Source organism: Rhizobacter sp. (genome assembly GCF_035702065.1).
Classification (GTDB): domain Bacteria; phylum Pseudomonadota; class Gammaproteobacteria; order Burkholderiales; family Burkholderiaceae_C; genus Rhizobacter.
Genome location: NZ_DASSRA010000018.1, coordinates 1 through 10,696 on the forward strand (window position 1 = coordinate 1; position 10,696 = coordinate 10,696).

Sequence of the window (10,696 nt, forward strand, 5' to 3'; positions counted from 1 at the left end):
CGATAGCGCCTGCGGGGCCAGGGTGATCACTGGCGCAGAAAGAGGCGCGGTGACGGTCAGCGTGGCCGAATTGCTGGTGATGGTGTTGACTTCATTGCTCACCACGACGCGCACCCGCTTCCCGTTGTCGGCGAGTGGCACGACACTCAGGGTGAGTGCGGTGCCTGTGGCTGACGCAATGGGTGTCCAGGCCAGTCCATCCAGGCTGGATTGCCATTGGTAGCTCGGAGACGTGCCCGTGGCGGTGACCGCGAAACTCGCCGTCGTCCCTTGCACGACCGACAGGTCGCCGGGCTGCGCGGTGATCGCCACCGGCGCGGGTGCCGGTGTCACGCTGAGGATCGCGGCCGAGCTGGTGACCGAGTTCGCGGTGCCACTGACACGGACGCGGTACTGATTGCCATCGAGCGAGCTGTCGACCGCCGCGACCGCATAGCTCGACGCCGTAGCATTGGGCAGGCCGACCCATGACTGGCCGGTGTTGGCGCTGCGCTCCCACTGGTAGGCCAGTCCATCGCCGACGGCGGTGACGCCGAACGATGCTGTCGTCCCGGCCACGGCAGTCATCGAGCTGGGTTGCGTCGTGATACTGACGGGAACCGGCGTGGTCGACGACGGGTTGCCACCGCCAGCCTCACCGCCACCGCCTCCTCCGCAGGCTGCCAGGCAACCAAGTACGCACGCGGCGACCCAACTCCGCCAAGAGTTCGTGATCATGCTTCCCCGCTCCTCCGATGTTATGCATCGATCTTACGGGTGGCATCGCGGTTCATCAGGTCGGTCTTTCCCTCGGAACAAGGGAATGCGGCCTCGGCTACGGGGGAGCGGTCTGGCCTTGGGGGTGGGTATAGCCGGCGATCTGCGGCGAGCCATCGTCCACCGCGACATAGACGAGCGCATCGCCATCGCGTCGCAGTTCGCCTCGCGGCGCGATGACCTGGATGCGGTCGGCGGCCGGCCCGCCTTCGGGCAGCTTCTCGATCAGCGTCAGCACCTCGCCGGCACTCATGCGCGCAGCGGGCGGTGGTAGCGCGGAAGCTCGGCCGGCGCGCTGCGTGCTCTTGTCGGGCGGCGTGCCGAGCAGCTTGCCGACGCGCTCGGCCGCGGCCGTCACGTCGGCCGGCGCCTTGCCGGCGCTGCGCACGCTGACCGCGGCGTTGCCCACGCTGAGCAGGGCCACGCCGAGGCCCTTGCCATCGCCTTCGCCGGCGCGCACGAAGCCGATGTCGGCGAGCTTCGCCAGCTTGCCGCCGGCACGCGCGACCTCGGGGTTCATGCTGTTGTCGAGCGACTCGATGAGCGCGAGCAGCGCATGGCGCGCATCGGGGTGCTCAGACACGCTCACCCGCAGCAGCGTCTCGGTGGCGGCCTTGCGCTGGGCGTAGAGGTAGACGTGTTCGGTGCTGCCGTTGGAGCCGGCGAGGCTCACTTCATTGACCAGCTCGTAGCCGCTGAACTCGCTGGCGGCCAGGCGCAGGTTGTGGTTGAACACGCTGGGGCGCCCGGCGATCTCGCCCAGCAGCTCGTCGACGTCATGTAGCGATGCCATGGTGAGGTGTCCTCGCGGTGATCAGACGATGGGGCGGCGCTTGCGCGTCGTCGCGGGTTGGGGCTGGCACGCGCCGCAGCCCGACGCACCCGGCGGGCACAGGCGCAGCCGGTAGTTCATGGTGCTGCAGTCGCCGAACAGCATGTTGGTGGGCAGGAGCGGCGTGTGCGGCGCGTTCACCGGGTCGGCGTCGGCGTCGACCTTGAGGCAGCCGTCGAAGATGTTGTCGGCGCTGGTGCAGGCGCCCTTCCAGGCCACCTCGTGGTAGCTGAAGCTGCCCGAGAAGGGGATGGCCCAGGTGTTGTAGCCGATGGCGATCATCGGGTTGAGCTGGAAGAACGAGCTCATGCGCGACTGCCACAGGTCGCAACCCAGCAGGTTGGCGAAGGTCGACACGGTGTTGGCGCTGTCGGTGCAGTTGACCTTCTCGCCCAGGCCCACGCCGCCGTTCAGGCGGTTGATCATCTGCGTGAGGTTGTAGTCGGTGAAGCCGTAGAAGGTGGCGCCGCTCACCGTGTCGTACGAGACGCGCCCGCTGCCGTTGTAGCGCGCCGTGACCATCGTGGCGGCCACGTCGCGCGTGGTGGCGGTGTGCGCCCAGCCGCAGGCGATGTCGAGCGCATCCGTCCAGGGCAGCGAGGTGCTGCCGGTGGTCTGCACCCAGGGCAGCGTGGGCACATCAAGGATCACGTAGAGCCGGTGGCGCGTGGTGACGAGCGGGCGCCACGGGTCGGTGGGCAGGCGCCGCCATTGCCAGGCCCAGGCGATGGTGGTGGCGCACACGCCGTGCGCATGGAATGTGGGGTTCTCCAGCTGGAAGGTCTGCGCGCCCGAGTTGCCCAGCGCGTCGAAGGAGACGAGCTGCTCCTTCACGTTGCCCAGCCGCCCGCCGCCCACCGCGCGCACGAAGGCCGCGCTCACGCCGTTGGCGCGCAGGGACACGCGGATGGCCAGCGGCTGGCCCAGCGTGGGCTGGATGGCGTAGAGCGCGCACGAGTCGCTCGCCGGCACGCTCAGGCCCCTTCGCCAGCTGGGCGAGGGCAGCGAGCTCGCGTAGTTGCGGCGCAGGTTGAGCGCGTCGTTGGTGTGCGTGGCGCTGTTGAAGTTGAAGACGATGCTGCTCACCTCGCACAGGCTGCGCGTGAAGGTGAAGAGCAGGTCGTTGAACTTGTCGGGGCCGAAGCCCTTCACGCTGGCCAGCTGCGTGAGCGCGCTGAAGCTGCCGCCGAGCGCTGTGCGTTTGGTGATGAGGCGCTGGGCGACGACGAGGCCGATGTCGTAGTCGCGCACCTGGTCGCCGTAGCCGGAGCTGGGTGAGTCTTCGATGGGGCCGTCTTGCGGCTCGGCGCCCGCGAGCACGGTGGCGTTGGCCGCGCTGTTGAGGAACTGCAGGATCAGCTGCTGCGTGGCTGCGGTGGTGCCTTCGGCAGCCAGCCGGCTCGTGATGGTCGATGTCGACAAACCGCTCATGGTCGTGGGCCCTTCAGCAAACGTGTGTAGACAGTAGGCGCGGGCCGGCGCCATCGCCATCCCTAAGCTGGCGCGCGCAGCCCCCTAGCTCGCAGGTGGGCTGCGGGATTGACAGTGCCGTGCCGCGCTGCGAACCATGCGTGCTCGCGCGGCGAGTGCGTTGCCGTGCGGCATCCGATCCTTGTTGACAGGGGGACACATGGCAAGCAACCGATATCCCGAAGAGCGCTACCTGCTCGACCGCAAGGCGCTCGCCGAACACGCCACGCTGGCGGTGCTGAAGAACGCCGCGGCCGGCCCACCCGAACTGGAGCCCTGGCTCGCCGGCGCGGTGCGCAAGGAGCCGCTCACCATCCACGACATCAACGGCACACCGCTGTTCCACGACTTCGCGGTGGCGCGCGGCAAGGAGCTGTTCGGCCACGTGCGCGTGGCGGCGAGCCAGGTGCTGGGCAGCGCGGTGGTCGCCACCGAACTCGGGCCGCGCCTGTGGAACTACGACGAGGCGGTGAAGAAACTCACACCCAAGGTGAAGCGCGAGTTCGCGCGCAGCAAGCTCTCGGCGCCCAAGCTCGTGTGCTACAGCTACCCGAAGCTGGGGGTGATGTTCGAAGTGGACGACGGCAACGCCACCACGCAGGCCATCTACGACGTGTCGTCGCTGACGCGCGTGCCGTTGAAGCCCGAGCGCGCAGGCAGCGAAGGCTTTCATGCCTGGTCGTTCTATGGCGCGCTGAGCGACGCCGAGCGCAAGAAGCGCCTGGCGCGCTTCAAGAAGGTGGAGGCCGAGCGCGGCGCCATCCCCGACAAGATCCGCCGCGAGATGCTCACTGCGCGCAGCCTGCTGTCGGTCCACGACAAGCTCGATGCCGTGCTGGTCTACCGCCGCAAGGTGACCAAGCTGCTGCAGTACTGCACGCACTACGGCCACACCCATGCGCGCTCGCACCACTGCTTCGTGCTGCATGGCCAGCAGGTGAACGACTACTGCGCGGTCGCCACCTGCCAGATGATCCTGTGCTACTACCGCCACTACCACTCGCAGGACGACATCGCGCCCAGCCTGGGCTATGCGCCCGGCGGCTGCCAGGCCGACCAGAGCCCGGGCTACAAGTCGCTCACCTGCAACCACCTCGACGCGAGCTTCGACAGCTCACCCACCTGGGAGAAGGGGCGCGACCAGATCGACCTGCTGCGGCCCTTCAAGAGCGGCATTTCCGGCCATGCGCGCGCGGTGGCCGGCTACTCGTACGTGCGCTGGATCTGGGCCCTGGGCCTGGAGGAGAAGAAGCTCTACGTCTACGACCCGTGGCCGTGGAATGCGGACTACGCTCTGGGAGGCGCCGTGACCTGGGAAGACTGGGACGCGGTGACCCACACCAACTACGTCTATGCCCACGTCGATTGCCCCTGACGAAGCGGGTCGCATCGAGCGCGCCGTCGAGGCGGCGCTGCGCCACGCCGGTTCGGGCGATGCGACCACGCGCCTGCTCCGCTCCGCACGCGTGGGCGCAGCGGCGCTGGCGCACACGCCGGGCGGCGAACCGGCCTTCTGGCTGGTGCCCTTCGTGCGTGACGGTCTGGCCTGCGGCTTTGCGCGCGTCGGGCTCGATGGCCGTGTTGGGCAGCTCAGCCAGTTCGGCAGTGGCGAGGCGGACCGCGGTGCCTGGCCGACGGGGAGCTTCTTCCGCCAGCCGCCTGCCCAATGGCTGGCGGAGATCCAGGCCCGGCACCCAGGCGAGGCGCTGGCCGAGCCGCTGCTGTCGTACGACGGCTCGCCGGCCCGGTGGGCCTGGCGCATCGCCCTGGGCGACGGTTCGAGGGTGGCGTATGTGACGCCGGGCGGCTGGTACGAGACGCCGGGATCAGGTGGGGAACACGGAATCGCGTGAGTCCTCGAAGCCCGGGCGGCGCAGGCCGTCGAGCGGCGCATGGTCGCTCAGGCGGGCCTTCATCGAGTCGATCCAGTCGGGCGGCGTGAGCGGCTCGTCGCGCGCGGCCAGGCGCAGTGCTGCGAGGATGGCCAGCGCCAGCAGCACGAACAGGCCCACCGCCGGCAGCAGCACCTCGACCAGCGGCTTGTGGTGGTTCCAGATGCGCGCCACGCCCAGGAAGGCGCTGTACAGCCACAGGGTGTTGGACAGTGCCACCGGCAGCGCCACGGCGAGGTGGTCGCGGCGCGTCCAGGCCGAGACGGTGTGGGGCTGCATCAGGCGCGGGAAGGTGATGCGGTGCAGCACGAAGGCGTTGAGGCACAGCAGGCCCACCAGCAGCATCTTGCCGACCAGCTTGGGGTTGTCGGCCAGGTAGTTGGGGTCGGTGTCCAGCCCCATCATCACCAGGGCAATGCCGGAGAAGCACAGGCCGATCAGCGCCAGCGTGATCACGTTGGTCTCGAAGCGCCTGGGCGGGCGGATCACGCAGCGGTAGCGCATCAGCTTGGCGATGAGCCGCAGGTCGGTGGTCATGATCACGCCGAGGGCGAGGCAGGTGGCGATCAGGTGGGCATAAACGACGAGCAGCTTGTCCATGGCGGGAAAAATTGTACGGTCGTGCAATTATCTGGATCACCCTGTAACGGTCGACCCCCTCCGCTCGGGGGCTGTCGTGGGCCTGCCACTCCCCCGCCGCCGCGCTTGACAGCGGCCGCGGCTGCCAACTGGGAGACACTGGCGGCCACCCACACGCCCCGCCATGAAGCGCATCCAACCCGACCCGCACGACGACGAGCACGCCATCGGCCCCGAGGAACGCGCGCGCGCCGCGTCACGCAGCACCTGGGTCAGCGTGGGCGTGAACCTGGTGCTCAGCAGCGTGCAGATCGTGGCGGGCGTGCTCACCAAGTCGCAAGCCCTGGTGGCCGATGGGCTGCATTCGATGTCCGACCTGGTGGCCGACTTCGTCGTGCTGTTCGCGCACCGCCACAGCCGCAAGGCGGCCGACGAAGGCCACCCCTACGGCCACCAGCGCTTCGAGAACGCGGCCTCGCTGGTGCTGGGCGTGCTGCTGCTGGCGGTGGGGGTGTCGCTGCTGTGGTCGGCCTTCGTCAAGCTGCAGAACCCCGACACCATCGAGCCGGTGCACGCGGCGGCGCTGTGGGTGGCCGGCACGGCGCTGGTCTCCAAGGAGCTCCTGTTCCGCTACATGCTGCACGTGGCGCGGCGCGTGAAGTCGAGCCTGCTGGTGGCCAACGCCTGGCATGCGCGCTCGGACGCGGCCTCGTCGCTGGTGGTGGGTGCTGGCATTGCCGGCAACCTGATGGGCTACCCGATCTTCGACCCCATCGCGGCGCTGATCGTGGGCCTGCTCATCACGCGCATCGGCTGGCGCTTCGGCTGGGACGCGCTGGGCGACCTGGTCGACCGCTCGGCCGACGTGGAAGAGGTCGAGGCCATCCGCCAGACGCTGACCGACACGCCGGGCGTGCGCGGCGCACACGACGTGCGCACGCGCAAGATGGGCGACATGATCGTCGTCGACGCGCACATCGAGGTCGACGGCTCACTCAGCGTGGAAGACGGCCACGCCATCGCGCTGGAAGCCCGCCAGCGCGTGATGCAACGCCACCGCGTGCTCAGCCTGATGACGCACGTGGATCCGTGGCACCCGAGCGCATCTTCCTAGTGCCCATTTGGTGTTAACAGGCCCTAACCCTTGAAGGGGTTGGCCGTCGCAAACCACAGGCCGATGCCGGTGGCGATGATGAAGGCGCCGTCGAGCACCCCCACCAGCAGGAACACCTTGCCCTGCAGCGGCTCCATCAACTCGGGCTGGCGCGCCGAGGCTTCGAGGTACTTGCTCGCCATCACGCCCACGCCGAGGCAGGAGCCGATGGCGCCCAGGCCGATCATGTGGCCGACGGCGAGGGGGACGAGGTTGAGGCCTTCCATGTGTGTTCTCCTTGGTTGTTGCGAGGAGATGGTCGCGCGGCGCCTGCGCAGCGTCCATGACCTGGGAGGTCATGGTGGTGGGTGGTTTGCTTCATTCGATATTTCGACTATCATGGAAATATGGAAGAAGCAGACGTCGTCCAATCGCTCGCCGCGCTGGCCCAGCCGCTGCGGCTGCAGGTGTTCCGTGCATTGGTGGTGGCGGGCGACGCCGGGCTCACGCCCGGCACCATGGCCGAGGGGCTGGGCGTGCCGGCCGCCACCTTGTCGTTCCACCTCAAGGAGCTCATCCACGCCGGCCTGGTGACGCAGGAACGCGCCAGCCGCAACCTCATCTACCGCGCGGCCTACGAGCGCATGAACGCGCTGCTGGGCTACCTCACCGAGAACTGCTGCCAGGGGGCCGCTTGTGCCCGCACCCCGGCAGCGTCTTGCCACTGCTGAAGGAGAACCCGTCATGAAGCGATTCCATGTTCACGCCCATGTGGCCGACCTGCAGGCCAGCATTGCCTTCTACTCAAAGCTGTTCGCCGCGCAGCCCACGCGCGTGGAGAGCGACTACGCCAAGTGGATGCTCGACGACCCGCGCATCAACTTCGCCATCTCCAGCCGGGGTGGCGAGCCGGGCGTCGACCACCTCGGCTTCCAGACCGACACCGACGAGGAACTGGCCGAACTGAAGGCACGCGCCCAGGCCGCCGGCATGGCGCTGCTCGACGAGGGCCAGACGAGCTGCTGCTACGCGCGCAGCGACAAGCACTGGGTGACCGACCCGCAGGGCATTGCCTGGGAGCACTTCCACACGCTGGCCGATATCCCTGTGTTCAGCGACACGAAGAAGCCCGAACCGGCGCAAGCCGCCGCCTGCTGCGCGGCTGCGCCGCGCGGCAAGCCGGTCGCCGTTCCCGTCAAGGCAAGCGGCGCTTGCTGCTGAGGCGGCCAGCGCTCACCATGACCGCCATCACCATCTTCCACAACCCCGCCTGCGGCACCTCGCGCAACACGCTGGCATTGATCCGCCACAGCGGCGTCGAGCCGCAGGTCGTCGAATACCTCAAGACACCGCCGACCGAGCAGCGCCTGCGTGGGCTCATCGCGGCCATGGGCCTCCCGGTGCGTGCACTGCTGCGCGAGAAGGGCACGCCCTATGCCGAGCTGAAGCTGGCCGAGCCGCACTGGTCGGACGATGCGCTGATCGGCTTCATGCTGCAGTACCCGATCCTGATCAACCGCCCTGTTGTCGAGACGCCGCTGGGTACGCGGCTGTGCCGGCCGTCCGAGGCCGTGCTGGAGATCCTGCCGCAGCGGCTGCCCTCGCCCTTCACCAAGGAAGACGGCGAGGTCGTGCGCGACGACGGCAAGCGCGTCAGCTGACGCGACTCACTCAGCTGTCGGCCTTGATGCCGCGCGCGCTGATGATCTCGCCCAGCAGCGCGAGGTCTGCCTTCATGCGCTGGGCCAGCACCTCGGGGCCGCTGCCCACCGCCTGCCAGCCGGCGGCGAGCAGGCGGGACTGCATGTCGGGCTGCTTCATCAGCTCGGCGACCGCCGCGGCCATGCGCGCGACGATCGGGCGCGGCAACGAAGCGGGGCCGACCAGCGCCGTCCACACCTCCAGGTCGGTGCCGTTCACGCCGGCTTCTCGCAGCGTGGGCACCTCGGGCACCAGCGCACTGCGCGTGGGCGAGGTGACGGCGATGGCCTTGAGCTTGCCGGCCTTCACCTGCGGCATCGCCAGGCCCGGCGGCAGCAGCGAGAGCTGAATCTGCCCGGCCAGCAGCGCGTTCACCACCTGCGGATTGCCTGCGAAGGGCACATGCACCGCAGCCAGGCCGGTCTTGCTCTTGAGCAGCTCCATGCCCAGGTGGGCGACCGTGCCGTTGCCCGGCGTGCCGTAGTTGCCCTTGTCGCCCTGCGCACGTGCCCACTGCATCAGCTCGGCCGGCGTGCTGCCGCTGGCGTTGGCCGAAGCGGTGAGCACCAGCGGCGCGGTGCCCAGCAACGAGATGGGAGCGAAGTCTTTCGCCGGATCGAAGGGCGTGGCAGGGTTGATGAGCCGGGCCACCGTGAGGTTGCCGTTGATCAGCACACCCAGCGTGTGCTCGTCGCTCGCGCGCGCCACCTGGTCGGCGGCGATGTTGCCGGAGGCGCCGGGCTTGTTGTCGATCACCAGTGGCTGGCCCAGCGCCTGCGCCAGGCCGTCGGCCAGCGCACGCGCCATCAGGTCGGGCGAGGAGCCGCCGGGGAAGCCCACCAGCACCCGCAACGGCTTGTTTGGCCAGCCCTGGGCCCACGCGCGGGTGGCGAGCAAGGGGCTGGCGGCCAGGGCGGCGAGGAGCTGTCGTTTGGAGATCATGGGAACGTCTCTTGCAGTAGAGGGCAGAGCGTAAGCCAGAATCCCCGCAACCCAGGAGCCGCCGCCATGAACCTGCTCGTTCGCAACGCCACATTTCCCGACGGCCGCGCAGGCCTGGACGTGCTGGCTCAGGCCGGGCGCATCGCCGCCGTCGGGCCGGCGCTGTCGGCGCCGCCAGGCACGCCGGTGATCGAGGCCGAAGGCCAGCTGCTCAGCCCGCCTTTCGTCGACGCCCACTTCCACATGGACGCGACGCTCAGCCACGGCCTGCCGCGCGTCAACAGAAGCGGCACGCTGCTCGAAGGCATCGCGCTGTGGGGCGAGCTCAAGCCGCTGCTCACGCAAGAGGCGCTGGTGGAGCGCGCACTGCAGTACTGCGACTGGGCGGTCGCCAAGGGCCTGCTCGCGATCCGCACCCATGTGGACGTGTGCGACGACCGGCTGCTCGCCGTCGAAGCCCTGCTGCACGTCAAGGCGCGCGTGGCGCCTTACATCGACCTGCAGCTCGTCGCCTTCCCGCAGGACGGCGTGCTGCGCGCTCCCCATGCGCTCGCCAACCTGAAGCGCGCTCTTGACCTGGGCGTGGACGTGGTGGGCGGCATCCCGCACTTCGAGCGCACCATGGAGCAAGGTGCCGAGAGCGTGCGCGTCTTGTGCGAGATTGCCGCCGAGCGCGGCCTGCGCGTGGACATGCACTGCGACGAGACCGACGACCCGATGAGCCGCCACATCGAGACGCTGGCCTTCCACACCCAGCGGCTGGGCCTGCACGGGCGCGTGGCCGGCTCGCACCTCACGTCCATGCACTCGATGGACAACTACTACGTGAGCAAGCTGATCCCGCTGATCGCCGAGGCTCAGGTGCACGCCATCCCCAACCCGCTGGCCAACATCGTGCTGCAGGGCCGGCACGACACCTACCCCAAGCGGCGCGGCATGACACGCGTTCCCGAGTTGATGGCTGCCGGCGTCACCGTCGCCTTCGGTCACGACAGCGTGATGGACCCGTGGTACTCGCTCGGCTCGGGCGACATGCTGGAGGTGGCGCACATGGGCCTGCACGTCGGGCAGCTGACCTCGCAGGCGCAGATGCTGGCCTGCTTCGAGGCCGTGACGGTGAACCCCGCCCGGATCATGGGCCTCGACGGCCACGGGCTGGAGGTGGGCTGCCACGCCGACTTCGTGCTGCTGCAGGCCCGCTCACCCGTCGAGGCGATCCGCCTGCGTGCCGCGCGCCTCGCGGTGGTGCGGCGCGGCGTGGTGATCTCGCGCATGCCGCCTGCCACGGCCATGCTCTCCTTGCCGGGAAGGCCGGCGAATGTCGACTGGTCATTGCGCCGCTGAGTGCTTTCGCTGAGGCCCCTTGGCTAGAATCGATCGAAACAGGGAACACCAAAGCATGAAACTCATCGGCGCGCTCACCAGCCCCTA

General features: G+C 69.0%; 13 protein-coding genes. 7 read left to right on the forward strand and 6 right to left on the reverse strand.

Annotated elements, in window-relative coordinates; genetic code table 11:
• From VFL64_RS00800 to VFL64_RS00810, 3 genes are all read right to left on the reverse strand, one after another.
• Nucleotides 1-567 (reverse strand): DUF8696 domain-containing protein (locus tag VFL64_RS00800; RefSeq protein WP_489538476.1); only part of this gene is annotated, 567 nt, incomplete at its 3' end.
• Nucleotides 568-814: 247 nt separating this feature from the next.
• Complete coding sequence (locus VFL64_RS00805) at nucleotides 815-1,549, reverse strand: hypothetical protein (RefSeq protein WP_489538477.1); 735 nt, start codon at nucleotides 1,547-1,549, stop codon at nucleotides 815-817.
• A 21-nt stretch (nucleotides 1,550-1,570) separates the two neighbouring features.
• Nucleotides 1,571-3,019, reverse strand: a complete 1,449-nt coding sequence (locus tag VFL64_RS00810) for a ComEA family DNA-binding protein (RefSeq protein ID WP_489538478.1) — start codon at nucleotides 3,017-3,019, stop codon at nucleotides 1,571-1,573.
• A 199-nt stretch (nucleotides 3,020-3,218) separates the two neighbouring features.
• Here VFL64_RS00810 and VFL64_RS00815 point away from each other — a divergent pair, with 199 nt between their 5' ends.
• The gene (locus tag VFL64_RS00815; RefSeq protein ID WP_489538479.1) at nucleotides 3,219-4,433 is read left to right on the forward strand and encodes a hypothetical protein; all 1,215 of its coding nucleotides are present in this window, start codon (nucleotides 3,219-3,221) and stop codon (nucleotides 4,431-4,433) included.
• The gene (locus tag VFL64_RS00820) at nucleotides 4,411-4,911 is read left to right on the forward strand and encodes a hypothetical protein (RefSeq protein ID WP_489538480.1); all 501 of its coding nucleotides are present in this window, start codon (nucleotides 4,411-4,413) and stop codon (nucleotides 4,909-4,911) included. The genes VFL64_RS00815 and VFL64_RS00820 overlap by 23 nt, the downstream gene beginning before the upstream one ends.
• Here VFL64_RS00820 and VFL64_RS00825 read toward each other — a convergent pair.
• Nucleotides 4,885-5,550, reverse strand: a complete 666-nt coding sequence (locus VFL64_RS00825; protein WP_489538481.1) for a hypothetical protein — start codon at nucleotides 5,548-5,550, stop codon at nucleotides 4,885-4,887. The two genes, VFL64_RS00820 and VFL64_RS00825, sit on opposite strands and share 27 nt — an antisense overlap.
• Nucleotides 5,551-5,713: 163 nt before the next feature.
• Here VFL64_RS00825 and VFL64_RS00830 point away from each other — a divergent pair, with 163 nt between their 5' ends.
• Nucleotides 5,714-6,643: a cation diffusion facilitator family transporter gene (locus VFL64_RS00830; RefSeq protein WP_489538482.1), complete on the forward strand. Its 930-nt coding sequence runs from the start codon at nucleotides 5,714-5,716 to the stop codon at nucleotides 6,641-6,643.
• 23 nt (nucleotides 6,644-6,666) lie between these two features.
• Here VFL64_RS00830 and atpE read toward each other — a convergent pair whose 3' ends face one another.
• Complete coding sequence (gene atpE / locus VFL64_RS00835) at nucleotides 6,667-6,909, reverse strand: F0F1 ATP synthase subunit C (RefSeq protein WP_489538483.1); 243 nt, start codon at nucleotides 6,907-6,909, stop codon at nucleotides 6,667-6,669.
• Between the two features lie 120 nt (nucleotides 6,910-7,029).
• Here atpE and VFL64_RS00840 point away from each other — a divergent pair, with 120 nt between their 5' ends.
• The 3 genes from VFL64_RS00840 to arsC are packed head-to-tail and all read left to right on the forward strand — an operon-like array spanning nucleotide 7,030 to nucleotide 8,283.
• A complete protein-coding gene (locus VFL64_RS00840; RefSeq protein ID WP_489538484.1) occupies nucleotides 7,030-7,353 on the forward strand; it encodes an ArsR/SmtB family transcription factor in 324 nt (107 codons plus the stop codon).
• Nucleotides 7,354-7,366: 13 nt separating this feature from the next.
• The gene (locus VFL64_RS00845) at nucleotides 7,367-7,843 is read left to right on the forward strand and encodes an ArsI/CadI family heavy metal resistance metalloenzyme (RefSeq protein WP_489538485.1); all 477 of its coding nucleotides are present in this window, start codon (nucleotides 7,367-7,369) and stop codon (nucleotides 7,841-7,843) included.
• 17 nt (nucleotides 7,844-7,860) lie between these two features.
• Nucleotides 7,861-8,283, forward strand: a complete 423-nt coding sequence (arsC, locus tag VFL64_RS00850) for an arsenate reductase (glutaredoxin) (protein WP_489538486.1) — start codon at nucleotides 7,861-7,863, stop codon at nucleotides 8,281-8,283.
• A gap of 10 nt (nucleotides 8,284-8,293) precedes the next feature.
• Here the strand turns inward: arsC and VFL64_RS00855 are convergent, their stop codons facing one another.
• The gene (locus VFL64_RS00855) at nucleotides 8,294-9,265 is read right to left on the reverse strand and encodes a Bug family tripartite tricarboxylate transporter substrate binding protein (RefSeq protein WP_489538487.1); all 972 of its coding nucleotides are present in this window, start codon (nucleotides 9,263-9,265) and stop codon (nucleotides 8,294-8,296) included.
• A 66-nt stretch (nucleotides 9,266-9,331) separates the two neighbouring features.
• Here VFL64_RS00855 and VFL64_RS00860 point away from each other — a divergent pair, with 66 nt between their 5' ends.
• Entirely contained in the window at nucleotides 9,332-10,609 is a 1,278-nt protein-coding gene (locus VFL64_RS00860; protein WP_489538488.1) for an amidohydrolase family protein, read from the forward strand.
• The last annotated feature ends 87 nt before the right edge of the window (nucleotides 10,610-10,696 follow it).

Excerpts from the sequence above, each read along its gene's own strand:
- VFL64_RS00845 (WP_489538485.1), top strand. The coding sequence starts at position 7,367 with ATGAAGCGATTCCATGTTCACGCCCATGTGGCCGACCTGCAGGCCAGC.
- VFL64_RS00825 (WP_489538481.1), bottom strand. The coding sequence starts at position 5,550 with ATGGACAAGCTGCTCGTCGTTTATGCCCACCTGATCGCCACCTGCCTC.
- VFL64_RS00855 (WP_489538487.1), bottom strand. The coding sequence starts at position 9,265 with ATGATCTCCAAACGACAGCTCCTCGCCGCCCTGGCCGCCAGCCCCTTG.
- VFL64_RS00815 (WP_489538479.1), top strand. The coding sequence starts at position 3,219 with ATGGCAAGCAACCGATATCCCGAAGAGCGCTACCTGCTCGACCGCAAG.
- VFL64_RS00840 (WP_489538484.1), top strand. The coding sequence starts at position 7,030 with ATGGAAGAAGCAGACGTCGTCCAATCGCTCGCCGCGCTGGCCCAGCCG.
- arsC (WP_489538486.1), top strand. The coding sequence starts at position 7,861 with ATGACCGCCATCACCATCTTCCACAACCCCGCCTGCGGCACCTCGCGC.
- atpE (WP_489538483.1), bottom strand. The coding sequence starts at position 6,909 with ATGGAAGGCCTCAACCTCGTCCCCCTCGCCGTCGGCCACATGATCGGC.
- VFL64_RS00830 (WP_489538482.1), top strand. The coding sequence starts at position 5,714 with ATGAAGCGCATCCAACCCGACCCGCACGACGACGAGCACGCCATCGGC.
- VFL64_RS00805 (WP_489538477.1), bottom strand. The coding sequence starts at position 1,549 with ATGGCATCGCTACATGACGTCGACGAGCTGCTGGGCGAGATCGCCGGG.
- VFL64_RS00810 (WP_489538478.1), bottom strand. The coding sequence starts at position 3,019 with ATGAGCGGTTTGTCGACATCGACCATCACGAGCCGGCTGGCTGCCGAA.
- VFL64_RS00860 (WP_489538488.1), top strand. The coding sequence starts at position 9,332 with ATGAACCTGCTCGTTCGCAACGCCACATTTCCCGACGGCCGCGCAGGC.
- VFL64_RS00820 (WP_489538480.1), top strand. The coding sequence starts at position 4,411 with ATGCCCACGTCGATTGCCCCTGACGAAGCGGGTCGCATCGAGCGCGCC.